The organism is Quadrisphaera sp. DVD1 (genome assembly GCF_058932755.1).
Map to the genome: position 1 here is coordinate 1 of NZ_JBZYWI010000008.1, position 25,603 is coordinate 25,603.

Below are 25,603 nucleotides of genomic sequence, written 5' to 3' on the forward strand. Positions count from 1 at the left end.
GGCCGGTGCGCGCCGCGACCACGCCGAGCAGCCCGCCGGTGAGCTGGCCGACGCTGAAGCAGGCGTGGAAGCTCGACATGATCCGGCGCCGGGCCGCGCGCTCGACCTGCACGGCCTGGGCGTTCATCGGCGTGGAGAGCAGGTTCGCGGAGAACCCCTGCACGAGCAGGCCGGCCACCAGGGGGGCCGGGTGGGTCGAGAGCGCCATGAGCGGGGCGTTGAGCAGCATGAGCGGGGCGGCGACGGCGGTCAGCCGCCGCGGCCCCACCCGCCCGATGAGCGCGGTCACGAGCACGAGGTAGATGAGCGAGCCCGCCCTCGACGCCGTGTTCGCCAGGCCCCAGCCCGCGTCGTCCAGGGAGACCCGGGCGCGCACGTCGGGAACGCGCGCCGCCCAGCTGCCGGTCGTGGTGCCCATGAGGGCGAAGAGCAGGCACACGGCCAGCCGCTGGCGGCGCAGGGCGGCCTGGGCGGGGGACGTGGCCGCGCGGCCGCCGGCTGCGAGCGACCGGGACGGGCTCAGCAGGTGCACTGGTTCAAAGGTAGTGGCCTCAGGCAACTCTGCCCGCTGGGCCCAGGCGCTCCAGCACGGCTCGGACGACCTCCTCCGGCACCGTCTCGGGCAGCCAGTGACCGCGCGGCAGCGGGCGCCGGGTGAAGTCGGCGGTGACGTGGCGGGCGGTGTCCCGCACCGCGGCCGGGGCGAAGGAGGGGTCGCGGGTCGCCTCCAGCAGGGTCGTCGGCACGGCCACCGCGCCGGTGCCGCCGAGCGGTGACGCCGGCCGCAGCACGACGGCCCGGTACCAGGCCAGCGCGGCGGTCAGGGCCCCTGGCTCGAGCATCCGCGCCGTGTACCGCTCGACGTGCTCCGGCGGCAGGCCGCTGCGCCGCAGGGCCGAGCGCAGCAGGGCGCCACCGCGCGCGGTGAGCACCGCCTCGGGGAGGCGCGGCACCTGGAACGCGGCGACGTACGCCGAGCGCAGCGCCTGGCTGCTGCGGGGGAGCGCCGCCCGCAGGGCGGCCGGGTGCGGCGTGCCCAGGACCGTCAGGGCGCTGACCCGGTCCGGCGCCCGCGCCGCCAGCGCCCAGGCCACGACGCCGCCCCAGTCGTGGCCCACGACGTGCGCGGACGCCGCGCCGGCCGCGTCGAGCAGCGCCAGCACGTCGTCGACCAGCTCCTCGACCCGGTAGGCCGCCCGCCCGGCCGGGCGGGCGCCGGGGGAGTACCCGCGCTGGTCCGGGACCAGCACGCGCGCGCCCGCGGCCACCAGGGGCGGCACCACGGCGTCGAACGCGCTGCCGTCCTGGGGGAAGCCGTGCAGGCACACCACGACCGGCCCGGTCGCCGGCCCGGCGTCGCGCACGCGGAAGGTGAGGCCGGAGCGCTGCAGCGAGGTGAGGCAGGAGTCCACGCCTCCTCCTGCCCGGCGCCCGGCGGCGGAAACGCCGCTGGCGAGGGCTGACGGCGCCGGGCCCCGCGCGCTAGCCTTCCCGCGTGCCCGACCGCTCGGCCCCGGCGGCTCCCCCTCGCTCCCTGGGCCTGCTGTGGGCGCTCGTCGCCCTCCTCGTGGGCGCGCTCGGCGCGCTCGTGGTCGGCCTCGCCGAGCAGGGCCAGGACCGCTTCGTCGGTGCGCTGCTCCTCGTCGGCGCCGCCGCGGGCCTCCTGGCCGCGGCCGTCGTGCTCGCCCGGGCCCGCGGAGCCCTCGTGCTCTCCCGGGTGGCCTCCGCGCTCGTCTTCGCCGGGGGGCTGACGGCGATCTTCGGCCTGAGCACGGGAGCGACGGTCGACCTGGCGGTCTTCGGTGGTCTGCCGGTGCTCGCCGGCATCGCCACGGCGCTGGTGGCGGGGCTGTCGGGCAGCACCCGGGTGCGTCCCCGCCGCACCTGAGCGGCGCAGGCGCAGGGTCGTGCCGCTCGGGCCGCTCTCAGCCCGCGGCGAGGACGGGCGCGAGCACCGGGTCGAGCAGCGGGGCCAGCAGGTCGTGCAGCGGCGTGCGCTGGTAGACGAGGACGACCGCCGCCGCCGTGAAGGCCGCGGCGACCAGGCGCTCCACGCCCGCGCCGGTGCGGAAGAGGCCCGCGGCGACCCGCACGGGGGAGCCGTCGAGCCAGGTGAGCGGGATCGGCACGCCGCCCACCGTCAGCCAGTCGCCGAGGATGTGGGTGACGACGCCGCCGGCGACGGCCCACGGCAGCCACTCCAGGGCGGTGCTCGCGGTGCCGGTGACCCACCAGGCCCCGGCGAAGGAGAGCACCAGGTTGCCCACCACCGTGGACTCCACCTTGCCGGGGATCACCACGTGCAGGGCCTGCAGCGCCAGGCCGATGGCCAGGGCGAGCAGCACCAGGGAGCTCCAGGGGTTGCGCGCCGCGAGCACGGCGAGCAGCCCGAAGACCACCGGCGCGAGGAGCACGTCGTGGGTGCCGTTGCGGTGCCCGCGGGCGACGGTGGAGACCAGGCCGGCGAAGGACGTCGTGATCGGCCCCCACATGCGCGCCACGGTCGACCCGGAGAGCTTCGGCATCGCCCCGCGCCAGTGCAGCCCGCCCTGGTCGAGGTCGGGCAGCATCGCGAAGCCGCCCCAGGCGGCCACCCAGGCCACCTGCTCGGGCAGGCCCGTGAGGGGGGCCCACGGCAGGGTCGCCGCTCCTGCGGCCAGTCCCGACATGGCGTGCGAGTGGCCCAGCACGGGCGCACCTCCTGGCGTCGGCTCGGCGCCGGAGCTCCCGGCGTGCCGCCACGCTAGGACGCCGGGCCGGCGACCGCCGCGCCGCCGCGCCGACCCCGCGGGATCGGTGCCGCACCGGCGGTGTGAGCATGGCCGACATGGCTCTGGACGCAGCAGGCACGACCACCCTGGCCGACCGCGCGGTGCCCCGGCTGGGGTACGGCACCATGCGGCTGACCGGTCCGGGGATCTTCGGGCCGCCGGCCGACCGCGCCGAGGCGGTCGCGGTGCTGCGGCGCGCCGTCGAGCTCGGCGTCCGGGTCGTCGACACCGCCTGGTACTACGGCCCCGACGTCGCCGACGAGATCCTCGCCGAGGCGCTGCACCCCTACCCCGACGACCTCGTGGTGATCACCAAGCTCGGCGGCGCCCGGGGCCCCGACGCCTCCTGGCGCCCCGCGCTGCGCCCCGAGGAGCTGCGCGCCGGCGCGGAGCGCGACCTGCGCCTCCTGCGGGTGGACAGCGTCCCGGTCGCCCACCTGCGGTGGATGGAGGGCGGGGGAGTGGCGTTCGAGGAGGCCCTCGACGGCATGCTCGACCTGGTCGAGGCGGGGCTGGTGCAGCGGGTGGGCCTGTCGAACGTCAGCGCGCAGCAGCTGGACGCCGCCCTGGCCCGCACGCCGGTGGCCACGGTCTCCAACGCCTACAGCGTGCTGGACCGCACCCACGAGGACCTGCTCGAGCGGTGCGAGTCCGCGGGCATCCCGTTCCTGCCGTTCTTCCCCCTCGGCGCCTCCCCGGCCGGGGGCAGCCGGCTCGCGGCCGACGAGCGGGTCACCGCGCTCGCCGAGCGGTCCGGGGCCACGCGCACCCAGCTCGCGCTGGCGTGGCTCCTGCACCGCTCGCCGGTGCTCGTGCCCATCCCGGGCACCAGCTCGGTCGCGCACCTCGAGGAGAACCTCGCGGCGGCCGACCTGGTGCTGGACGCCGACGTGCTGGCCGAGCTCGACCGGCTGGGCCCCGGCTGACGGCCCCGGCGCGCCGGTTTCGTCCGTGACGGCACGGGTACTCCCAGGCATGCCGAAGCCCGTGAGCGAGCAGGTCGTCGTGGTCCTCGGGGCCTCCAGCGGGATCGGTCGCGCCACGGCGCTGGCCTTCGCCGAGCAGGGGGCGGCGGTGGTGTGCGCCTCCCGGGGCCGCGAGGCCCTCGACGCCCTCGTGGCCGAGATCACGGCCGAGGGGCAGCGGGCCCTCGCCGTGACCGCCGACATCACCGACCCCGCCTCGCTGGCGGCGCTCGTCGCCGCCGCGGAGGGCGCGTTCGGGCGGATCGACACCTGGGTGAACGACGCGGCGGTGAGCGTCTACGGCACCGTGGAGCAGACCCCGCTGTCGGACTTCCGCCGCGTGATGGAGGTCAACTTCCTCGGCCACGTGGCCGCGAGCAAGGCGGCGCTGCCGTCGCTGCGGCGCTCCGGCGGCGTGCTCATCGGGGTCGCCTCGGTCGAGGGCGTGCGCTCGCTGCCCCTGCACGCGCCGTACACGGCGTCGAAGTTCGCGCTGCGCTCGTTCTACGACGCGCTGCGGATGGAGCTGGCCGAGGACGGCGCGCCCGTGGCGGTGAGCACGATCCTGCCGGCGAGCATCGGGACGCCGTTCTGGGAGCACTCGCGCAACCTCACGGGCGTGATGACCAAGCCGCCGCCGCCGGTCTACGCCCCGGAGCTCGTCGCCGACGCGATCGTGCACGCGTCGCACTCCCCCCGCCGCGAGGTGGCCGTCGGGGGCGCCGCGCTCGGCTTCGTGCTGGGGCAGCGCTTCAGCCCCGCGCTGACCGACGTCGTGCTGAGCCTCGTGGGCCGGCGGCTGCAGACCACCGACCGCCCGGACAACGGCACGGACATCCTGGACGCGCCGACCCCCGGGCCCGGCCAGGTGCACGGCGACCACGCCACCCAGCTCGTGCGGCACAGCCCCTTCACGGCGCTGGCCGAGCGGTTCGTGCGCCCCGGGGAGGCGCTGCTGGCCCTGCGGGCGCGCCTCGCCCGCTGACGCCTGGCCGGGGTCGTCGCCGGCCCCGCCGCACCGCGGCGTCGGCCGGGTTCGGCGTGGTGGCCGCGGAGAGGGCCCCGGTGCGGCTAGCGTTCGCGCCCTGACCGGCCGTCTCGTCCGCGCAGTCGCACCTCGCGGGCCCGGCGGCGACGCGCGACCTCAGGAGGCACCGTGCCCGAGCGCCAGCCACCGACGTCCACGCCAGGACCCGTGCCGCCCGCCCAGCGCCGTCCCACGATCACCTGTTCGTGCCCCGTGTGCGGGCAGCTCGAGCTCGAGGCCTGCGACTTCGCCCTCGTCGTCTGCGCCAGCGACGCGGAGCGCAGCTTCTACCAGTTCACCTGCCCGCGCTGCGCGTCGCTAGTGACCAAGCACGCCAGCGAGCGGATCGTCTCGGGGCTGTCCGGCCGCGGCGTGCCGGTCGGTGCGCTGCCGGCCGAGGCCCTGGAGGAGCGGGCCGGCCCGGCGCTGACCGTCGACGACCTGCTCGACCTGCTCCTCGAGCTCGACCGCGGCGACATCCTCGCGGCCGCCTCCCGGGTCTGAGGAGCCCTCAGGCGCTGCGCACCACGGAGACGTCGAACTCGATCTGCACCTTGTCGCTGACGAGGACCCCGCCGGTGTCCAGCGGGGTGTTCCAGGTCAGGCCCCACTCGGCCCGCCGGACCACGAGGCTGCCCTCGAAGCCCACCCGGGTGTTGCCGAACGGGTCCTGGGCCGACCCGGTGAGCGTGAAGTCGACGGTCGCGGGCCGCGTCACGTCCTTGATGGTCAGGTCGCCGGTGACGCGGAAGACGTCCTCCTCGACCTGCTGCACCTCCGTCGAGGAGAACCGGATGTCGGGGTGGTTCTCGACGTCGAAGAAGTCCGGTGAGCGCAGGTGGCCGTCGCGGTCGGCCTGGCCGGTGTCCACGCTGGCCGTGGAGATGCGCAGCTGGACGCTGCTGGCGCCCGGGTCGGCCACGTCGAGGTGCGCCCGGCCCTCGAACTCCTGGAACGAGCCCCGGATGGTGGTCACCATCGCGTGCCGGGCGCGGAACCCGATCCTCGTGTGGGCGGGGTCGACGGTGTAGTCGCCGCTGACGTCCGCGAGGGCGCTGGTGGCCGCGTCGAAGTCGTCGCTGGCGTCGTCCGCCCGGTGCCTGGCCACGGTCAACCGACCTTCCTCAGTGCGCTCACCACCCCATCCTGGCGGACGGGCTCCCGCACGGCACGACCGGTGCGCCCGGCCGACTCGCCGGACCCCGTTGACCGGCGGCCGGTGCGGTGCTTCACTGCGTCGCATCGCGTCTCGGAAACTTCCGAGACGCGATCGGTCCGCCCGGGCGACGTGGCGCGGGGCCCCTCCTGAGGAGAGAGCACAGCATGAGACGACGACGTCTGGGAGCCGGTGCCGTGATCGCCGGTGTGGTGGGGTCGATGGGCCTGGTGGCAGCGCCCGGCGCGCTCGCCGCGCCCTCCACCGTGCACGAGGCCGGCTTCGAGTCGGGCACGCAGGGCTGGTTCGGCCGCGGCACCGCCAAGGTCGCCACGAGCACCGCCGAGGCGCACACCGGGGCGGCGAGCCTGCTGGCCACCGGTCGCACCGACGCCTGGCACGGCCCCGCGCTGAACGCCGGCACGATCATGCCCGCGGGCACGTACGACATCGAGGCGTGGGTCAAGCTGCCCTCGGGCTCGGGCGCGGACCAGGTCACGATGAGCGTGGCCCGCACGCCCAGCGGCGGCACCACCTCCTACGACTCGATCGCCTACCAGGTCGCCGTCTCCGACGCCGGCTGGACGAGGCTCAGCGGCCGGTACACCTTCGCCACCGCGAACAGCGGGCTGGAGCTGTACCTGGAGAGCCCCGACAAGACCCAGGACTTCTACCTCGACGACGTGAAGATCGTGGGGGAGGCCTCGGCGCCGACGCAGCCCGGCACCGCCGCGCCCGTCGCCACCGACTTCGAGAGCGGCCTGCAGGGCTGGGGCCCGCGCGGCGACGCGAAGGTCGAGCTCACCACCTCGGACCAGCACGCCGGCACCACCGCCCTGCTCACGACCAACCGCCTGCAGAGCTGGCAGGGCCCGACCCTCGACATCACGAAGAACGTCGCGGTCGGCCAGACGGTGCAGGTCTCGTTCTGGGCCAAGCTCGCCCCCGGCCAGTCCGCGACCTCCGCGTCCCTGCAGGCCTCCGTGCAGCGCGACCGCGCCGGCACGAGCACCGTCTACGAGGGCGTCTCCGGCGCCAGCGGCGTCGTCACCTCCGGCGCGTGGACCCAGCTCAAGGGCACCTACACGCTCGGCGCGCCGGTCGACGAGGCGCAGCTCTACGTCGAGGGCGCCGCCGGCGTCAGCTTCCTCATCGACGACGTCTCCGTGGCCGGGTCCACCCAGACCCCGATCCAGGACGTCCCGGCCCTCGAGGACGTCCTCGGAGCCCAGGGCTTCGAGCACGTGGGGGCCGCCATCGACTCCCGCGAGACCGTCGGTCGCCCCTCGCAGCTCTTCCTCAAGCACTTCAACGCCTTCACGCCCGAGAACGACGGGAAGCCGGAGGTCGTCCAGCCCACCGAGGGCACCTTCGACTTCACCAACCTCGACCGGCTGCTCGACTTCGCCGACGCGAACGGCACGCAGGTCTACTACCACGTGCTGGCCTGGCACTCCCAGACCCCGGCCTGGTTCTTCAAGGACGGCACCCGCGACCTGACGAGCAGCCCGGCGGACCAGGCGCTGCTGCGCCAGCGCCTGGACACCCACATCAAGGCCATCGCCGACCACGTCGACGCGCGCTACCCGGACGGGAACAGCCCGATCTGGGCGATCGACGTCGCCAACGAGGTCATCAACGACGGCGACAACGCCAACCCGCACGACATGCGCGACAGCCGCTGGTTCCAGGTGCTGGGCGAGCAGTTCGTCGACGACGCCTTCCGCTCGGCGGACCGGTACTTCCCGCAGCAGAAGCTGTTCATCAACGACTACAACTCCGAGTTCCCGGAGAAGCGGGCCGACTACCTCGAGCTCGTCGACGCCCTCCAGGACCGCGGCGTGCCGATCGACGGCGTGGGCCACCAGGCGCACATGGACTTCGCCCGGCCCGTGCAGTGGCTCGACGACTCCCTCACCGCGGTGGAGGAGCTCGGCCGGTCGAACGGCAAGCCGCTGCTCCAGGTCATCACCGAGCTGGACATCAGCACCTCGGCGGAGAACTTCGGCGCCGACGTCAGCGGCCCGGGCACCCCGCAGCACCGCCCGGGCATGACGGATCAGGCGGAGTCGGAGACGGAGAACGGGTACTACTACCGCGACCTGTTCGAGGTCCTCCGCAGCCACTCCGACTCCATCGAGTCGGTGACCTTCTGGGGTCTCAACAACTCCCGCAGCTGGCTGCGCACGTGGCCGGCCGCCCGCCCGTGGGAGGCCCCGCTGCCCTTCGACGACGACCTGCAGGTGACGCCGGCCTACTGGGGCATCGTCGACCCGAGCCAGCTCGCCCCGCGCCCGGCCGACCAGCTCGCCCCCCGGGTCCTGGGCCAGCCGGCCGTGACGGCCACCGCCACCAGCGCCCAGGGCGCCAAGGTCGCCTTCGACCTGCCCGAGGCCCGCGACACCCGCGACGGCCTCGTGAGGGCGACCTGCGACCACGCCTCCGGGTCGCTCTTCCCGATCGGCACCACGACGGTGACCTGCACCGCCGTCGACGCCGCGGGCAACCGGGCCAAGCCCGCCACCTTCGACGTCGTGGTCGTCACCAGCGACCTCGCCGCCGTCGTGACCGGGCCGGCCACCGCCAGGGCGGGCAGCCAGGTGACCTACACCCTCACGGTGACCAACCACGGCGAGGGCACCGCCACCGGCCTGCTCGCCGCGCTGGGCACCGACACCCTCTCGGGCAGCAAGGCCAGCCCGAAGGGCGGCACCGGCACCGTCGTGGTCGACGGGAAGTCGGTGAAGGGCTTCACCTGGAAGGCGCCGAGCCTGGCGCCGGGGCAGTCGCTGACCTTCACCGTCACCGGCAAGGCACCGAAGGCGGGCAGCTCCGTCACCGCCCTCGGCGGCGTCCAGTCGACGAGCTACGACGCGGACACGGCCGACAACAGGAGCACGACGGTCAGCAGCGTCCGCTGACCCCCTGACGGCGTCCCCGCGGCGCCCGGCAGGCCCCGTCCACCTCCCCCCGGGTGGGCGGGGCCTGCTGCGTCATCCCGCCGTCGCTGGGGCCTCAGCCCGGGGGAGGAGCGCGGGAGCGGGCAGATCGCCGTCCGGGACGACGCGGGCCCGGCGCTCCGCCGGTGGGATGGCAGCAGCCGTCGCGACGACGGAGCGCCCCACCTCGGAGGAGCCCCCATGACCAGCACCACCAGCAGCCGCGCACCCGTCCGCGCCCGCACCGCGCTGAGGCTCGCGGCAGGAGCGGCGGTCGCCGGGGCCGCGGTGGTCGTCGGCGTCCCCGCGGCCACCGGGACGTCGCTCGGCGCCTGGGCCGGCGAGCTGGGCGGCAGGACCGACACCGCCCGCTACGACGTCCTCGCAGACGCTCCCGCGGGCACCCTGCCCGCCTGGCTGCCCGCGGGCACCACCGACGTCACCGTGGTGCGCCCGGGCCCGGACGCCGACGTGGACCCGACCCTGCGCAAGGTCGACGCCGCGGTGCCGGCGGGCTGGGCCCTCCCGCAGAGCTGCACCGGGGACGCCGCCTACAGCCAGCCCTGGGACGGCGGCGGCTCCTGGCCGCTGACGGTGCGCAGCGCGATCAGCACCTGCCCCGACGGCGACCGAGCCTGGAAGGCGATCACCGAGGGAGGGCGCGTCTACGCCTGGCGCTGAGCCGGCGAGGAGCGCTCAGCGCGCGGCCGCCGGGAGGAGGGAGACCGCGGCGGAGACCGCGGCGGGGCCGGCGGCGAGGGGGGCGCGCCGCGGGCGCGGCAGCTGGGAGGTGGCCAGGGCGCTGACGGCCCCGGCGACGTCGTCGACGCAGACGGCGCCGACGCCCGCGTCGGCGAGGGCGGGGACCTGCCGCGCGCTCGCCCCCCAGGCCATCAGCGCCAGCCCGTGCTGGCGGGCCAGGCGCAGCGCCCCCGCCACGGGCAGCGTCGTGGTGCGCGTGGAGAGCACCGCGGCCGCGTGCACGCAGGCGACCTGGGCCCCGAGGCGGACGCCGGCCGCGACCGATTCGTGCAGCCCGATGCCCTCGCCGGTCAGCCAGCCCGCGGGCAGCCCCGCGGCCCGGGTGGCGAGCACCACCGTGGGGTCGAAGGACGAGACCAGCCACGGGCGCTCGTCGCGGTGGGCGGCGACGAACGCCACGACGGCGGCGGTGGAGGGGTCGTGGCCGTCGGCGTCCGGCACGCCGACCTTGACCTCGACGTCGACGCCCACGTCGGCGGGCAGCACCGCGTGCAGCTCGGCGAGCCCGTCGAGCGCCTGGGTGGCCAGCGCCGAGCGCGGGTGCTCTCCGACGACCAGGCCGTCGCCGGCGGTGTCGTGGCGCAGCACGAGCACGCCGTCGGCGGTGGCCTGCGCGTCGCACTCCACCCACGCGGCGCCGCGGCGCACGGCCAGCGCGAAGGCGGGCACGGTGTTCTCGCGGTAGCCGAGCGGGGTCGCGCCCGGCCCGGTGCCCCGGTGCCCGACGACGACGGGGCCGTGGGACCCGAAGAACGGCCGAGGGCCTGGCGCTGCGTCCACTCCGGGTGCATCGGTCGCCCGCCGCCCGATCCGTAGCCCCGAGCCCCACCTTTCCGTCCCGGTCCGTGATAACGGAACCCGGCGGACGGGTGCCTCCGCCGCGCCCACGCCGGCTCAGGACGCCGGCTGCACCCCGAACGCCGTCGCGAGGTGCTCGATCTTGCGGGCGCGGGCCAGGCGCGGCAGGTCGCTGCCGTCGCGGATGACCCGGCCGTTGGCCTCGAAGTCGGCGAGGAAGTCGCGCGCCCAGGTCACGTCCGAGGGGGTGGGGCTGATCACCTCGTTGATCACCGGGACCTGCTCGATCTGCAGGCACAGCTTGCCGGTCAGGCCGAGCGCGACCGTCATGGCCGACTGCTCGCGCAGCACGGAGTGGCTCGTGCCGACGGTCGGGCCGTCGATGGGGCCCGGCAGGCCGCCGATCCGGCTGGCGATGACCAGGCGCGAGCGCGGGTAGGCCATCGCCAGGTCGTCAGCGCTGGTGCCGGTGTCGCGCCGGTAGTCGCCGCTGCCGAAGGCGAGGCGGAAGGCGCCGCGGGCCCGGGCGATGGACACGGCCTCCTCGATCCCGATGGCCGACTCGATGAGCGGCAGCACCGGCAGCGACCCGCCGAGGCGGTCGAAGGTCTCGGTCACGTGCTCGGCGGACTCGGTCTTGGCGAGCATCACGCCGTCCAGGCCGGGGGCGCCGGCGAGCTCGGTGACGTCGTCCTTCCAGAACGGCGTGGAGTGGTCGTTGATCCGCACCCAGGCGTGGTTGCCCGCGGCGAGCCAGCGCAGCACGTCCTCGCGCGCGGCGCCCTTGTGCGTGGGGTCGACCGCGTCCTCGACGTCGAGCACGACCTGGTCGGCGCGCGAGCGCCGCGCGGCGTCGAACCCCTCCGGTCGGGCGGCGTTGACGAGCAGCCACGAGCGCGCGATGTCGGCGCGCGCGCCGGGGCTGGTGTCGTGGGGCCCAGTGGTCCCAGGGGTCGCGGTCATCCGCATCTCCTCGTGCTGGCGGTCATCGGCAGACGGGTGCCGCACGGGGGCCGGGCGGCGGTCGCCGCCGATCATCCCCCAGGTGGGCTCCCGCGCGCCCGCCGCCCTCAGCGGCTGCCCACCGGCTGGGCGAACTGGGTGCGGTGCAGCTCGGCGTAGCGGCCCCCGGCGGCCAGCAGGTCGGCGTGGGTGCCGCGCTCGACGATCCGGCCGTGCTCGAGCACGAGGATGCAGTCCGCCGAGCGGATCGTGGAGAGCCGGTGGGCGATGACGATCGCCGTGCGGCCCTCCAGCGCCTCGTCCAGCGCGGCCTGCACGGCCGCCTCGGAGGTGGAGTCCAGGTGGGCGGTGGCCTCGTCGAGCAGCACGACGCGGGGCCGCGCCAGGAGCAGCCGCGCGATGGTCAGGCGCTGGCGCTCCCCGCCGGAGAGGCGGTAGCCGCGCTCTCCCACGACCGTGTCCAGGCCGTCGGGCAGCTCCGCCACCACGTCGCTGAGGCGGGCGCGCTCCAGGGCGTCGTGCAGCTCGGCGTCGGTGGCCTCGGGGGCGGCGAGGAGCAGGTTGGCCCGCAGCGACTCGTGGAGCAGGTGGCCGTCCTGGGTGACCACGCCCACGGTCTGGCGGATCGACGCGAAGGTGAGGTCGCGCACGTCCACCCCGCCCAGGCGCACCGCGCCGGCGTCCACGTCGTAGAGCCGGGGGAGGAGCGAGGCGATGGTCGACTTGCCGGCGCCCGAGGAGCCGACGAGCGCCACCACCTGCCCCGGCTCGGCCCGGAAGGACACGTCGTGCAGGACGTCGACGCCGCCGCGGGTGTCGAGCTGGACGACGTCCTCCAGCGAGGCGAGCGACACCTTGTCGGCGGAGGGGTAGGCGAAGGTGACGCCGTCGAGCTCGACCGAGACCGGGCCGTCCGGGACGGCCCGCGCGTCCGGGGCCTCGCGCACGAGCGGCACGAGGTCGAGCACCTCGAAGACCCGCTCGAAGCTGACCAGGGCGGACATGACGTCGACGCGGGCGTTGGCCAGCGCGGTCACCGGCGCGTACAGGCGGGTCAGCAGCAGCGCGAGGGCGACGACGGAGCCGGCGTCGAGCGAGCCGCGGAGGGCGTAGTAGCCGCCGAGGCCGTAGACCAGGGCGAGGGCCAGCGCCGAGACGAGCATCAGCGCGGTGATGAAGCTCCACTGCACCATCGCGGTGCGCACCCCGATGTCGCGGACGCGGCGGGCCCGCTGCGCGAACTCGGCCGACTCGCGCTCGGGGCGCCCGAAGAGCTTGATGAGCGTCGCGCCGGGGGCGGAGAAGCGCTCGGTGGTCTGGTCGGTCATCGCGGCGTTGTGCCGCGCCGCCTCGCGCTCCAGGGCCGCGAGCCGGCTGCCGATGCGCCGGGCCGGGAGCAGGAACAGGGGGAGCAGGAGCAGCGAGAGCACCGTGACCTGCCAGGACAGCGAGAGCATCACGCCGAGCGTGAGGAGCAGGGTGACGGTGTTGCTCACGACGCCGGAGAGCGTGTCGGAGAACGCCCGCTGGGCGCCGATGACGTCGTTGTTGAGCCGCGAGACCAGCGCCCCGGTGCGGGTGCGGGTGAAGAAGGCGACCGGCATCCGCTGGACGTGGTCGTAGACGGCGGTGCGCAGGTCGAGGATGAGGCCCTCGCCCAGGCTCGCGGACAGGAACCGGCTGAGCAGGCTCGCGCCCGCCTCGGCCACGGCGATCGCCGCGATGAGCGCGGCCAGGCCCACCACGACCCGGGGCGGGTCCCCGGCGGTGATCGCGTTGACCACGCGCCCGGCCAGCAGCGGCGTGGCCACGGTGAGCACCGCCTCGACGATGCCCACGAGCACGAAGCGCACGATCCGCGCGCGGTGGGGGCGGGCGAAGGACAGCACGCGGTGCAGCGTCGCCCGGGAGAACGGGCGCCGGTCCTGCTGTCCGTAGGCGGCGTTGTACAGCGCCGACCAGGCCGTCATCTCCATGCTCATGCTCCCCAGACCGGCGGGGCGGGCCGGACTCATCGGTGGCCCGCCGTCGCCCTCCCGCCGCCGCGACCGCGCGCGCCGCTGGCCCCGCGCTTACGCTCGAGGTCTTCCCCTGCTCGGCCTGTGAGGTGCCATGACGTCCCCGTCCTCCCCCGTGGCGGACCGCACGCCCCTGATCAACCCGGCCCAGACGGTGGCCGGCGCGGCCGCCGCCATCACCAGCGCCGTGGTCGGCTCCTACCTGGGCGTGGCCGGAACGCTCATCGGCGCCGGTGTGGCCTCGATCATCTCCAGCGTCGCGGCCGCGCTCTACGGCCGGTCGATCACCGTGGCCTCCACCCGCGTCAAGCAGGTCGCCCCGGTGCGGCTGCCCCTGGCCGAGCGCCTGCGCCGCCTGCCCTGGAAGCACCTGCTCGTGCCCGCGGGGATCATCTTCGCCATCGCCGTGGTGCTGCTCAGCGCCACCGAGGCCGTGGCCGGCAAGCCCGTCTCGGCGGCGGTGACCGGCCAGTCGAGCAGCGGGACGACGCTCACCCAGCTCGGCAGCGGCAACGTGGGTGCGCCGGCCCCGGCCTCCTCGACCGCGCCGGCCCCCACGAGCACCGAGACGGGCTCGCCGACGGGCGACCCCTCGGCGAGCCCCACCGACGCGGAGGAGACCCCCGAGGCGTCGCCGAGCGCCTCCGCCACCCGCACCAGCAGCCCGACGGCCACGGCGACCTCCTCGCCGTCCGGCCGCCCCACCGCCGGCCCGAGCAGCAGCCGGTCCGCCTCTCCCTCGGCGCCCGCCCGCACGCGGCCCCCTGCGGACGAGGGCGGCGCGGGCGGTGGCGCGGGCGGCGGCACGGTCGAGGAGCCCGCGGAGCCGGCGCCCGAGAGGACGCCGGCGGCCCCGTAGCTCAGGCCGAGCCGGAGCGCACGAGGCTCCGCAGCATCCGCAGCGCCACCGAGAGCGAGGCCAGGTCGCTCGTCTCCTGGCGCTGCACCTGCTCGAGGGTGAGCCTCACGCGCTCTAGCTGGCCCGCGTTGGCCGACTCCCAGGCGCTGACCAGCTCCGCCGGGCCGGCCCGGCGCGCCCCGGTGCCGGGCAGCACCGCACCGCTCAGGACCGAGCGGGTCAGCGCCTCGAGCAGCGCGTAGAGGTCGTCGCGCAGCGCCGCCCGGGCCAGGGAGCGCCACCGGTCCCCGCGGTCCAGGGCGCTGATCCGCAGCAGCAGCGCGTCGGCGCCGTAGCGCTCGGAGACGTGGAAGTGCACCGGGGCGACCTCGTCGGGGTCCACCCCCAGCGCCGCGGCGGTCTCCACGACGTCGAGCAGCGCGAACGCGTGCAGCAGGCCCGCGCAGCGCTGGGCGAGGCCGACCGGCACCCCTTCGCCGACGAGCCCGTCCGCCGCCGCCTCCCAGCGCTCGCGCTCGGCGCCGACGAGCAGCTCGCCGACCCGCGGCGCCCACCGGCCGACGAACGGGGCGAAGCGCGCCACCTCCGCCTCGATCGCGAAGTCGTCGCGCAGGTTCTGCACGAACCACCGGGTCGAGCGGTCGAGCAGGCGGCGCAGCTCCAGGCGCAGCCGGGTCTGCAGGGCGGTGGGCACCACGCCGCCCAGGGCCTCGACCTCGGCCGTGTAGCCCGCGGCGCCGAACACCTCCCGGCAGACGGCGTAGGCGCGCACGACGTGCTCGGGGCTGGCCCCCGTCTCGTCGGCGGCGCGGTGCACGAAGGAGATGCCGGCGCGGTTGACGAGGTCGTTGACCAGGGCGGTGGTGATGATCTCCCGGCGCAGCTGGTGGGCCTCGACGTGCTCCGGGTAGCGCTCGCGCAGCGGGGCCGGGAAGTACTCGCGCAGCAGGTGCCCGAAGGCCGGGTCGTCGGGCAGGTCGGTGGCCAGCAGCTGGTCGGTCAGCGCGTTCTTCACGTGGGCCATGAGGGTGGCCAGCTCGGGGGAGGTCAGGCCGAGCCCGCGCGCGGCGCGCTCGGCGCCCTCGGCCTCGGTGGGCAGCACCTCCAGGGCGCGGTCGAGGACGCCGGCCTCCTCCAGGGCGGTGATGAGGCGCAGGTGCACGTCGAGCATGGACGGCGCCTGGGCGCGGGCCGTCGTCAGCAGCACGTTCTGCTCGTCGTTGTCGCGCAGGACCAGGGCGGCGACCTCGTCGGTCATCGCCACGAGCAGCGCGTCCCGCTCGGGGAGGGTGAGCTCCCCACCGGCGACCGCGCCGGCCAGGAGGATCTTGATGTTGACCTCGTGGTCGGAGCAGTCCACGCCGGCGGAGTTGTCCACGGCGTCGGTGTTGAGGCGCACACCGGCCAGCGCCGCCTCGATCCGCCCGCGCTGGGTCAGCCCGAGGTTGCCGCCCTCCCCGACCACGCGGGCGCGCAGCTGGCGCCCGTCGATGCGCACGGCGTCGTTGGCGCGGTCCCCGGCGTCGGCGTGCGACTCGCCCGAGCCCTTCACGTAGGTGCCGATGCCGCCGTTCCACAGCAGGTCCACCGGCGCGGCGAGCACCGCCCGCACCACCTCCGCGGGGGTGAGGGACGTGGTGCCCTCGGGCAGCCCGAGGGCGGCCGCGGCCTGGCGCGAGAGCGGCACCGACTTCGCCGAGCGCGGCCACACCCCGCCGCCGGTGCTGATCAGGGCCGGGTCGTAGTCGGCCCACGACGAGCGCGCCAGGCCCGCGAGCCGGCGCCGCTCGGCGAAGGACGCCGCCGGGTCGGGGTCGGGGTCGAGGAAGACGTGGCGGTGGTCGAACGCGGCGACGAGGCGCAGGTGCTCGCTGAGCAGCATCCCGTTGCCGAAGACGTCCCCGCTCATGTCGCCGATGCCCGCGACGGTGATCGGGGTGGTCTGCGGGTCGACGCCGAGCTCGCGGAAGTGGTGGCGCACCGACGTCCACGCTCCGCGGGCCGTGATCCCCATCGCCTTGTGGTCGTAGCCGGCGGAGCCGCCCGAGGCGAACGCGTCGCCCAGCCAGAAGCCGTGCTCGGCCGCGATCGCGTTGGCGGTGTCGGAGAACGTGGCCGTGCCCTTGTCGGCGGCGACGACGAGGTACGGGTCGTCGCCGTCGTGGCGCACGACGCCGGCCGGCGGCTGCACCCGGCGCCCGCCGGGAGCGCCCGGGTCGGGCACGAGGTCGTCGGTGACGTCGAGCAGCCCGTGGACGAAGGTGCGGTAGCAGGCCAGCCCCTCGGCCAGCCAGGCGTCGCGGTCCACGGCCGGGTCGGGCAGCGCCTTGGCGACGAAGCCGCCCTTGGCGCCGGTCGGCACGATGACGGCGTTCTTCACGGTCTGCGCCTTGACCAGGCCGAGCACCTCGGTGCGGAAGTCCTCGCGCCGGTCGCTCCAGCGCAGGCCCCCGCGGGCGACCGCCCCGAAGCGCAGGTGCACCCCCTCCACGCGGGGGGAGTAGACCCAGATCTCATAGGCCGGGCGCGGCTCCGGCAGCTCCGGCAGCCGGCGCGGGTCGAGCTTGAGCACGAGGTGGTCCTTGCGCCGCCCGTCGGCGCCGACCTGGTAGGCGTTCGTGCGCAGCGTGGCCATGACCAGCGCGAGGAACGACCGCAGGATCCGGTCGTGGTCGAGGCTGACCACGTCGTCCAGCGCACCGGCCAGCTCCTCGGCGAGGGCGTCGACCACCTCCGGGGACGCCGCGACGGCCTCGCCGCCGGCGGTGGTCTCGCGGGGCGCGAAGCGGGCCTCGAACAGGCGCACCAGCTGGCGCGCGATGCCGGCGTTGGCCACGAGGCAGTCCACGACGTACTCGTGGGAGAACGTCGACGTGGTCTGGCGCAGGTAGCGGGCGCAGGCGCGCAGGAGCACCACCTGGTCCCACGACAGGGCGGCGCGCAGCACGAGCTGGTCGAAGCCGTCGCTCTCGCTGCGCCCCTGCCAGGCGGCGGCGAACGCCCCGGTGAACAGCGCGCCGGTGCTCTGCTCGAGGTCTCCGGGGACCTCGGCCGGCAGGCGCAGCCCGAAGTCGTAGACGTGCGCCGCGCCGTCGCGGCGGTGCAGGCGGTACGGCCGCTCGTCGACGACCTCGACGCCGAGGTTGCGGAAGAGCGGCAGCACGCGGGTGAGCGACAGCGGCTGCGCCCGGTACAGCTTCATCCGCCACTCGCGGGGCCCGGCCCCGGCCGGGCGGTACAGGTGCGTGCTGACGAGGCGGTCGGCGTCCGGCGCGCTGGCGGGGTCGGCCGCGGCCGCCCACACCGCGGCGACGCGCTGGACGTCGGCCACGGCGTCCGCCGCCGCGAAGTCCTCCTTGTAGGCCTCGGGGAACGCGCGGCCCCACGCGCGCCACAGGGGCGCCGCGCCCTCCTCGCCGAGCTCGGCGCCGAGGGCGTCGGCCAGGTCCTCCTCCCACGAGCGCGTGGCCGCGACCACCCGGCGCTCGAGGGCGACGGGGTCGACCTCGGGGAGCTCCTGGCCCGGGGGCACGCGCAGGACGAGGTGCACGCGGGCGAGCGGCGACTCCCCGATCTGGGTGGTGTAGTCCACCGAGGTGGCCCCGAAGGCCTCGGCGAGCACCTGCTGCACCCGCAGGCGCACCGCCGTCGTGTACCGGTCGCGAGGCAGGTGCACCACGGCCGTCTCGAACCGGCCGTAGGCGTCGCGCCGCAGGAACAGGCGGGTGCGGCGGCGCTCCTGCAGGTGCATCACCGCCACCGCCGTGCCGAGCACCTCCTCGGCGCTCATCTGGAACAGCTCGTCGCGCGGGTAGCTCTCCAGGACGGCGAGGAGGTCCTTCGCCGAGTGCGAGCCGGGGGCGAAGCCCGAGCGCTCCAGCACCGCGGTCGCGCGCGTGTCGAGCACCGGCACCCGCAGCACGCTCTCGGTGTACGCGGTGGAGGACAGCAGGCCCAGGAAGCGGCGCTCGCCGACCACCTGGCCGTTCGCGTCGAAGGACTTGATCCCCACGTAGTCCAGGTACGCCGTGCGGTGCACGGTCGAGCGGGAGTTCGCCTTGGTGAGCACCAGGACGCGGCGCTCGCGCGCCCGGGCCCGCGCCCGCGGCGGCAGGCGGGCGAAGCTGGCGCTGTCCGGGCTCGGGTCCGGGCTCGGGTCCGCGCTGCCGGTGCCGCCGGCGCGCGGGCCCTCGCGCAGGAGCCCCAGCCCGGTGCCGGGCACCACCCGCAGCGCGTCCTCTCCGTCGACCTGCGCCAGGACGTACTCGCGGTACCCGAGGAAGGTGAAGCCGCCGTCGACGAGCCAGCGCAGCAGGCGCTCGGCCTCCCGGGCCTCCTCGCCCAGGCCCGCCGGAGGAGCGCTGGCCAGCTCCTGCGCGACGGCCAGGGCGGCCTCGCGCATCGGCGTCCAGTCCTCCACGGCGGCGCGGACGTCGGCCAGCACCCGGTGCAGGCGCGCGGTGACCTCCTCCAGGTCGCCCTGGTCGCCGTCGCGGTCGACCTCGACGTGCATCCACGACTCGACGAGCGCGTCGTCCGGCCGGTCGTGCTCGCGGTGCGCCGCCGGGACGCTCGCGGTCGCGACGTCGAGCACCTCGAGGAGCCGGCCGTCGTCGTCGCGGCGCACGACCAGCGTCGGGTGCACGACGAGGTGGACGGAGCGGCCGAGCTGCGCCAGCGCCGCGGTGACCGAGTCGACGAGGAACGGCATGTCGTCGTTGACCACCTCGACGACGCCGCGCCCGGCGCTCCAGCCGTCGTCGGCGGTGGTCGGCGTCCAGGCGCGCACTCGCGCCGTGCCCGGGGCCCGCTGGGAGGCCAGGTGCCGGTGGCTCAGGCACGCGCCGGCGAGGTCGGCGGGGGAGCGCTCGCGCAGGTCCTCGTCGGCCACGTGGCGGTAGTACAGGTCGAGCAGCGCACGCAGCTGCGGGGCCGCGACGGCGTCGGACGACCCCGCAGCGGCGGCGGCGTCCAGCACCTCGGACCTCGGAGCAGCGGACCTCGTGGCAGCGGACCTCGTGGCAGCGGACATCGGTGGCCACCTCCTCGTCGTGGCCCCGATCGTCGCAGGCCCGCCCGGACGTGGCGAGGCGCCGTCCCGGACGACCGGGACGGCGCCTCGCGCGCTGCGGAGCGGGGGCTACCGGGCCCTCACCCCAGGAGGGTCACTGCGCCGTGGCGGCGGTGAACCACAGCGACCGCGCGACCTGGCTGTACAGGCCCTTGGGGTGGTCGCGGAACATCGGCTCGGTGCCGAAGAGGACGACGCTGGCGCCGCTCTCGTCCAGCCCCCGGACGATCGAGGCCTGGCCGGCCGCGGCCTGCTGGTCGGGCAGCCAGTGCCCGGCGACGAGCACGTCGCCGGTGCCGTAGGTCTGCTCGACCGTCACCTCCGGGCCGGTGGCGCTGAACCACAGCGGCCCGTAGACGAAGCTGTGCGGCAGGGCGCCGCTGGTGATCGGGCCACCGCTGTTGACGACGTTCACCACGCCGTTGGCGTCGGCGCGGCCGCGGGTCACGGTCGCCGTCAGCAGCCCGGCAGCGGTGTTGAAGGTCGCGCCGGTCACGCCGCGGGTGACGACGCCGCCGTCGGCGAGGTAGGCCCGCAGGCCCGCCTGCGCCGCGGCGTTGAGGGCGCTGTAGCTCAGGCCGGAGGAGACGAACAGCGTGTCGACCCCGCTCCAGTCGAAGCCGGCGTTGAGGACGGCGGTGCTGACCGGCTTGACCTCGAAGCCCATGTCCCGGAAGACCTTGAGCTCGTCGGCGGCCGCGGCGGCGGCGATGGTCAGGTCCTCCAGCGGCGTGCCCGTCGCGCCGGCCGGGGCGGCGGTGAACCGGACCCCGTAGGTGCTCGCCGCCTGCTGGGCCGCCGCGCGGGCGGAGGCCGGGAGGACGACGGTGCCGTCGGCCGTCATCGTGGCGGCGACGCCGCCGTCGAGCAGGGCGTTGAGCGCGCGGGCGTCCTTGGCGTCGGTGAGCTTCAGCGCCAGCGGCTTGCCGGCAGGGGCGTCGACCCCGCCGGTGGGCGCGGCGGCGGTGATGCCGGGCGAGCCCTTGGGGATCAGCGCCTCGAAGCCGCTCACCGTGCTCGTCGTGATCGGGTCGACCGTGGCGCCCCAGAGGAGGCTGTGGCTCCAGCCGGAGATGTCGTACATCTGCGGCACGCGGTCGCTGATGTCGCGGCCGGCCTCGAGCATGACGTTCGCCAGGCCGCGCTTGGACTGGTGCATGTCGACGACGTAGGAGCCGGCCGGGTACCGCTTGCCGCCCGGCACCGTGACGATCCGGTTGGTGCGGTTGACCTTGACGTCGTTGGCGATGAGGTGGTCGACCAGGCGGGCCGCGGCCGCCTCCGAGCGCTGGGTCGTGCCGGTGGGGATGACGTAGGCGCGGGGGAACTCGGTGGTGTAGCCCTGGTCGTCGGCGTCCCAGCCCTCGACGGAGCCGACCGGCAGGTCGGCGTCCGGGACGCCGTCCACGCCGCGGCGGAACATCTCGACCTGGTCGGCGATCAGCTGGGACCGGTTGGTGTCGAGGTAGCGCAGCGAGGAGCGGATCGTCTCGGCGACGACGTCGGTGTTGACGCGGGCGCGGCGCTGCAGCTCCTCCACCGGCAGGCTCGTGTAGCTCGCGTTGTTCACCCGCAGCGGGATCTCGACGGTCTGCCCGACGGCGCCGTGGTAGATCGAGTACATCGGGGTGAAGATCGGCGGCCAGTCGTCCCAGTCGCCCGGGGCGTAGTCGCGGAAGGGGATGACGGGGTCGATCTCGGTCGGCAGCGCGTCGGGGATCCTCCCGGCGGCGTACGCGTCCTCCAGCGACTTCTCCATGCCCTCCGCGTTGGGCAGCGCGTGCTTGATGTAGAGGTCGTACTCGTAGTTCTGGCCGTGCGGGGCGGTGCCGGGCTCGAGCAGCGTGCCGGCGACGTAGCCGTGCTGGTCGAGGAAGACCAGCGGCTGGAGGTCGATGAGGGTCTTGCGGGTGGCGACGACCTCCGGCTGCGAGCCGGTGATGTAGTCGCGGTTCATGTCGAAGCCGGCGCCGTTGGCGCGCGTGCCGGCCACGCGCCCGTCGGGGTTGACCGAGACGACGGCGTGCACCCGGGTGCGCGTGAGCATCGCGGCGACCGCGGGGTCGGTGGAGCGGGCGAGCTCCTCGACCACCTCGAAGATGCCGTCGCTGCCCTCCCACTCGTTGCCGTGGATGTTGCCGTTGACGAGGAACGGCGCCTTGTAGGCGGCCAGCGCGGCGGGGTTCGCCGCCGCCTTCTTCGGGTCCTCCTCGATGGCCCGGCGGGTGGCCTCCTGCTGGCGGGCCTGCGCCGCCGTCTCGGGGGCGGTGACGGTGACGAGGTAGAGGTCGCGGCCCTGGGTGGACTGGCCGATGACCTCGACGCTGACCCGGTCGCTCTCGGCCTGCAGCGCGTTCAGCCGCGGCGCCATGCCGTGGTAGGGCACCAGCCCCAGCTTGATCGAGGCGTCCGCGGGGTTGACCGGCGGCACCGGCAGCACGTGCTGGCGCGGGTACGACAGGTCGGCCGGCGCGGCCTTGACCGCCGCGGCGGCGCGCGTGGTCGCCGTCGAGGCGGCCGCCGCGCTGCGCTCGGCGCCGTTGCCGGCCTGGCCCTCGCGACCGGTCTCGCCGGCGGCGGCACCGGCTGAGGCGAGCACGAGCGTCGCCGCGACCGCGGCGGCTGTGGTGAGGGAGGGCAGGGACTTTCGGCGCACGGGCGCTCCTCGTTCGGGGAGTGTCGGGGGAGTCCCGCTGGGCGGGACGGCGGAACTGTGCCTGCGCTGTGTTTCGCCTGGGTGAACGCCCGGCGGGTTCGTGTTTCCACGGCGGGTCGCGGGGCCCGGCGTCCGCTGCGGCGCCCTCCCCGACCCCCTCCCCGGCCCCCTCCCCGGCCCCCTCCCCGGCGCGGGGCGGCCCCGTGCCCGCCAGACGGGCACAGGGCCACCCCGTGCGCGTCTCAGGCGGGCACGATCCCGCCCACTGCGGCGCCGTCCAGCAGCGCGGTGACCTGAGCGGCGATCTCCGCCTCCTCGTCGGTGGGCACCACGAGCACCCGCACGGGCCCGGTCCCGTCGTCGACCACCACCGGCGCTCGCGGGCCGACGGCGGCGGCGTTCGCGGCGGCGTCCAGGCGGATCCCCAGGTGGGCCAGGGGCGCGCAGACCGCCGCCCGCATCCGCGCGTCGTTCTCCCCGACGCCGGCGGTGAAGACCAGCGCCTGCGCCCCGGCCACGACGCCGAGGTAGGCGCTGACGTAGGTGGTGAGGCGGTAGGCGTAGACGTCGAGCGCGAGCTGCGCGGCGGCGTCCCCGGCGTCGGCCGCGGCGTGCACCCGGCGCAGGTCGGACTCCCCGGTCAGCCCGACGAGGCCGCTGCGGGTGTTGAGCAGGTCGTCGACCTCCTGCGCGCTCATCCCGGCCTCGCGCACGAGGTGGAACACCACCGCGGGGTCCAGGTCGCCGCTGCGGGTGCCCATCACAGCGCCCTGCAGCGGGGTGAAGCCCATCGACGTGTCCACGCTGCGCCCGTCCTGCACGGCGGTGACCGAGACCCCGTTGCCGATGTGGCAGCTGACGAGGCGGACGGCGCCCACGTCGACGCCGAGGACCTCGGCGGTGCGGCGGGTGACGTAGCGGTGGCTGGTGCCGTGGAAGCCGTACTTGCGCAGGCCGTGGCGCTGCGCCAGCGCCGGCGGCAGCGCGTACGTGGAGGCGTGCGGGGGCAGCGTGGCGTGGAAGGCGGTGTCGAAGACCGCGACCTGAGGCACGCCCGGCAGCAGCGCCCGCAGCGCCCGGATCCCGGCCAGCTGGGGCGGGTTGTGCAGCGGCGCGAGCGAGCACAGGTGCTCGATGCCGGCCTCGACGCCGTCGTCGACGAGGGTGGCGCTGGTGTAGCGGTCGCCGCCGTGGACGACGCGGTGGCCCACGCCGGCGAGGCGGTCCAGGCCCGCGCCGTGGCCGAGGTGCGCCAGCGCGCGCTGCAGGGCGGTGCCGTGGTCGGGGACGTCGTCCGAGCCGATCCGCTCGACGAGGCCCTTGGCGAGCACCGCGTCGCCGTCGCGCAGCTGGTACTTCAGCGACGAGGAGCCGGCGTTGACGACGAGGACCTCGCTCACGCCGGCTCCTGCTGGGCCTGGACGGCGGTGATGGCCACCGTGCTGACGACGTCGGCGACCGTGCAGCCGCGGGAGAGGTCGTTGACCGGGCGGCGCAGCCCCTGCAGCACCGGGCCCACGGCCACGACGTCCCCGGAGCGCTGCACCGCCTTGTACGTCGTGTTGCCCGTGTTGAGGTCGGGGAAGACGAGCACCGTGGCGTGCCCGGCGACCGGGTTGCCGGGCAGCTTCGCGGCGCCCACGGCCGGGTCGACGGCGGCGTCGTACTGGATCGGCCCGGCCAGCGGCAGGTCCGGACGCCGCTGCGCCACCAGCTCGGTGGCCCGGCGCACCTTCTCCACCTCAGCGCCCGCGCCGGACGTGCCGGTGGAGTACGAGACCATCGCCACGCGCGGCTCGACCCCGAACGCCACCGCGGTCTCGACGCTGCTCAGGGCGATCTCCGCGAGCTCCTCGGCTGTGGGGTCGAGGTTGACGGCGCAGTCGGCGAAGACGAGCACCCGGTCGGGCAGGCACATGAGGAAGGCGCCGGAGACCCGGGAGACGCCGGGCGCCGTCCGGATCGTCTCCAGCGCGGGCCGGATGGTCATCGCCGTGGTGTGGGTGGCGCCGGAGACCATGCCGTGCGCGTGGCCGGTGGCGACGAGCATCGTGCCGAAGTAGGTGGGGTCGGCGACGGTGTCGTAGGCGCTCTCCACCGTCACGCCCTTGTGCGCGCGCAGCGCCGCGTAGTGCTCGGCGAGCTCCTGGCGCAGCGGGGAGGTGGCGGGGTCGAGGACCTCGGTGCGGCCCAAGTCGATCCCGAGGCTCCGGGCCCGGGCGCCGACCTGCTCGGGGTCTCCCAGCAGCACGAGGTCGGCGACGTCGAGGTGGGCGAGCTCCTCGGTGGCGCGCAGCACGCGCTCGTCCTCGCTCTCGGGCAGGACGATGCGGCGCCGGTCGGCGCGGGCGCGGTCGAGGAGGCGGGCGTTGAACATCGCCGGGGTGACCGCGGCGGTGCGGGTCAGGCGGATGCGGGCGTGCAGCTCCTCGGCGTCCACGGCCGCCGAGAACGCGCCGAGGGCGGCCGCGACCTTGCGCGCGCTGGTCGGGCGGATGACGCCCTGCAGGCCCTCGAGCCGGTGCAGCGTCGCGTAGGTGCTGTGCGGCACGGAGATGACGGGCAGACCGCTGGGCTCGAGCAGCCGCAGACCGAGCTCGTCAGGGCGCGTGCCGAGGGTGAGGACGAGACCGGCCGGGGTGGGCAGGTGCGGGCTCACCGCGGCGGCCGCAGCGCCCACCGCGAGGTCGAGGCGGTCGCCGGAGCTGACGAGCAGGGCGCCCTCGTGCAGCAGCGGCAGCACCGCCTGGAGGAACGCCGAGCCCACGACGTAGCCGTCGACCTCGCGCTCCAGGCGCGGGCCCGAGCCGGCGAGCACCGTGCCGTCGAGGGCGGTGAGCACCTCGTCGACGGTCAGCGCCGAGAGCACCGGCAGGTCGGGCAGCACGTAGACCGGCTCGCCCGGGTTCGCGGCGTCGGCGTCCGCGCGCAGCCGGGTGGCCAGCTCGGCCTCGGTGCCGGACGCCGCCCGGTTGACGATCGTGGCGACCTGCGCGCAGCCGCGGCCGGCGAGGACGCTGCGGGCCTGGCGCGCCGCGGCGGCCACCGTGTCGGCGCTCTTGCCGGCCCCGGAGACCACGGCCAGCACGGGTGCGCCGAGGTTCACCGCCAGCAGCGCGTTGAGGTCGAGCTCGGTGGCGGGGGAGGGGCCGGTGAAGTCGGTGCCGACGACGAGGAGGAAGTCCGAGCGCTCGCGCAGCCGGGCGGCCTGCTCGACCAGGGCGGCGACCAGGCGTCGCGGGTCGGCGTCCCCGCCCTCGAGCAGGGCGGTGGCCTCGGTCCACGTCATGCCCACGGCGTCGGCGTCGTCCACGTCGAGGCCGTAGCGCTCGCGCAGCAGCTCCACCAGCGGGTCGGGGGTGTCGCGGTCGGCGACGACGGGGCGGAAGACCACGGGCCGGGCCACGGTGCGCGCCAAGAGGTCGAGCACCCCCAGCGCCACCACGGTCTTGCCGGCGTCGGCCTCCACGGCCGTCACGTACAGGGCGTCTGACACCCGCGCGTCCACCTCTCGCTCGCTCTCGTGCGTGCCTGCGCAGGAGCGGCGCAGCGGCTCCACCCTGGCCGCATCCAGGCGGCGGGGCCAGGCGCGATGCTGCCGTGGCCGGGTGAGCCTGC

The 25,603-nt window shown here is 75.7% G+C and carries 18 protein-coding genes; 7 read left to right on the top strand and 11 right to left on the bottom strand.

Annotated features, from left to right (window positions below; genetic code table 11):
- Together AC5FZL_RS01745 and AC5FZL_RS01750 are read right to left on the bottom strand one after the other, a co-directional pair.
- Nucleotides 1-532 (bottom strand): MFS transporter (locus AC5FZL_RS01745; protein ID WP_493616845.1); only part of this gene is annotated, 532 nt, incomplete at its 3' end.
- 19 nt (nt 533-551) lie between these two features.
- Nucleotides 552-1,412 (bottom strand): alpha/beta fold hydrolase, encoded by an 861-nt coding sequence (locus tag AC5FZL_RS01750; protein ID WP_493616846.1) that lies wholly within the window; start codon nt 1,410-1,412, stop codon nt 552-554.
- 83 nt (nt 1,413-1,495) lie between these two features.
- Here AC5FZL_RS01750 and AC5FZL_RS01755 point away from each other — a divergent pair, with 83 nt between their 5' ends.
- Nucleotides 1,496-1,888 carry a hypothetical protein gene (locus AC5FZL_RS01755; protein WP_493616847.1) on the top strand — a complete coding sequence of 131 codons (393 nt, stop codon included), beginning with the start codon at nt 1,496-1,498 and terminating at the stop codon, nt 1,886-1,888.
- A gap of 37 nt (nt 1,889-1,925) precedes the next feature.
- On the opposite strand, the gene AC5FZL_RS01760 is transcribed toward AC5FZL_RS01755, so the two are convergent.
- Nucleotides 1,926-2,690 carry a metal-dependent hydrolase gene (locus AC5FZL_RS01760; protein WP_493616848.1) on the bottom strand — a complete coding sequence of 255 codons (765 nt, stop codon included), beginning with the start codon at nt 2,688-2,690 and terminating at the stop codon, nt 1,926-1,928.
- A 137-nt stretch (nt 2,691-2,827) separates the two neighbouring features.
- Between AC5FZL_RS01760 and AC5FZL_RS01765 the strand changes: the two genes are divergently transcribed.
- From AC5FZL_RS01765 to AC5FZL_RS01775, 3 genes are all read left to right on the top strand, one after another.
- The gene (locus tag AC5FZL_RS01765; protein ID WP_493616849.1) at nt 2,828-3,697 is read left to right on the top strand and encodes an aldo/keto reductase; all 870 of its coding nucleotides are present in this window, start codon (nt 2,828-2,830) and stop codon (nt 3,695-3,697) included.
- Nucleotides 3,698-3,746: 49 nt separating this feature from the next.
- A complete protein-coding gene (locus AC5FZL_RS01770; protein WP_493616850.1) occupies nt 3,747-4,721 on the top strand; it encodes an SDR family oxidoreductase in 975 nt (324 codons plus the stop codon).
- Nucleotides 4,722-4,892: 171 nt separating this feature from the next.
- Nucleotides 4,893-5,267, top strand: a complete 375-nt coding sequence (locus AC5FZL_RS01775) for a hypothetical protein (RefSeq protein WP_493616851.1) — start codon at nt 4,893-4,895, stop codon at nt 5,265-5,267.
- 7 nt (nt 5,268-5,274) lie between these two features.
- On the opposite strand, the gene AC5FZL_RS01780 is transcribed toward AC5FZL_RS01775, so the two are convergent.
- Nucleotides 5,275-5,871, bottom strand: a complete 597-nt coding sequence (locus tag AC5FZL_RS01780; RefSeq protein ID WP_493616870.1) for a YceI family protein — start codon at nt 5,869-5,871, stop codon at nt 5,275-5,277.
- Nucleotides 5,872-6,086: 215 nt separating this feature from the next.
- Between AC5FZL_RS01780 and AC5FZL_RS01785 the strand changes: the two genes are divergently transcribed.
- Together AC5FZL_RS01785 and AC5FZL_RS01790 are read left to right on the top strand one after the other, a co-directional pair.
- Complete coding sequence (locus AC5FZL_RS01785) at nt 6,087-8,840, top strand: endo-1,4-beta-xylanase (RefSeq protein ID WP_493616852.1); 2,754 nt, start codon at nt 6,087-6,089, stop codon at nt 8,838-8,840.
- Between the two features lie 219 nt (nt 8,841-9,059).
- Nucleotides 9,060-9,539, top strand: coding sequence for a hypothetical protein (locus tag AC5FZL_RS01790; RefSeq protein ID WP_493616853.1), 480 nt, complete (start codon nt 9,060-9,062; stop codon nt 9,537-9,539).
- A gap of 15 nt (nt 9,540-9,554) precedes the next feature.
- On the opposite strand, the gene AC5FZL_RS01795 is transcribed toward AC5FZL_RS01790, so the two are convergent.
- The 3 genes from AC5FZL_RS01795 to AC5FZL_RS01805 all read right to left on the bottom strand — a co-directional run bounded on the left by AC5FZL_RS01795 (nt 9,555) and on the right by AC5FZL_RS01805 (nt 13,363).
- Nucleotides 9,555-10,400, bottom strand: coding sequence for a glycerophosphodiester phosphodiesterase (locus tag AC5FZL_RS01795; RefSeq protein ID WP_493616854.1), 846 nt, complete (start codon nt 10,398-10,400; stop codon nt 9,555-9,557).
- Nucleotides 10,401-10,514: 114 nt separating this feature from the next.
- Nucleotides 10,515-11,381 carry an HpcH/HpaI aldolase/citrate lyase family protein gene (locus AC5FZL_RS01800; RefSeq protein WP_493616855.1) on the bottom strand — a complete coding sequence of 289 codons (867 nt, stop codon included), beginning with the start codon at nt 11,379-11,381 and terminating at the stop codon, nt 10,515-10,517.
- A 107-nt stretch (nt 11,382-11,488) separates the two neighbouring features.
- Nucleotides 11,489-13,363, bottom strand: a complete 1,875-nt coding sequence (locus tag AC5FZL_RS01805; RefSeq protein WP_493616856.1) for an ABC transporter ATP-binding protein — start codon at nt 13,361-13,363, stop codon at nt 11,489-11,491.
- A gap of 130 nt (nt 13,364-13,493) precedes the next feature.
- On the opposite strand from AC5FZL_RS01805, the gene AC5FZL_RS01810 reads away from it, so the two are divergent.
- On the top strand, nt 13,494-14,258 hold the full coding sequence (locus tag AC5FZL_RS01810) for a hypothetical protein (protein ID WP_493616857.1): 765 nt from the start codon (nt 13,494-13,496) through the stop codon (nt 14,256-14,258).
- Nucleotide 14,259: 1 nt separating this feature from the next.
- Here AC5FZL_RS01810 and AC5FZL_RS01815 read toward each other — a convergent pair whose 3' ends face one another.
- The 4 genes from AC5FZL_RS01815 to pta all read right to left on the bottom strand — a co-directional run bounded on the left by AC5FZL_RS01815 (nt 14,260) and on the right by pta (nt 25,481).
- Nucleotides 14,260-19,236: an NAD-glutamate dehydrogenase gene (locus AC5FZL_RS01815; RefSeq protein ID WP_493616858.1), complete on the bottom strand. Its 4,977-nt coding sequence runs from the start codon at nt 19,234-19,236 to the stop codon at nt 14,260-14,262.
- A gap of 187 nt (nt 19,237-19,423) precedes the next feature.
- Entirely contained in the window at nt 19,424-21,985 is a 2,562-nt protein-coding gene (locus AC5FZL_RS01820; protein WP_493616859.1) for a M14 family zinc carboxypeptidase, read from the bottom strand.
- 242 nt (nt 21,986-22,227) lie between these two features.
- Nucleotides 22,228-23,385, bottom strand: coding sequence for an acetate/propionate family kinase (locus tag AC5FZL_RS01825; protein WP_493616860.1), 1,158 nt, complete (start codon nt 23,383-23,385; stop codon nt 22,228-22,230).
- On the bottom strand, nt 23,382-25,481 hold the full coding sequence (pta, locus tag AC5FZL_RS01830) for a phosphate acetyltransferase (protein WP_493616861.1): 2,100 nt from the start codon (nt 25,479-25,481) through the stop codon (nt 23,382-23,384). Before pta ends, AC5FZL_RS01825 begins: the two co-directional genes overlap by 4 nt.
- Between the last annotated feature and the right edge of the window lie 122 nt (nt 25,482-25,603).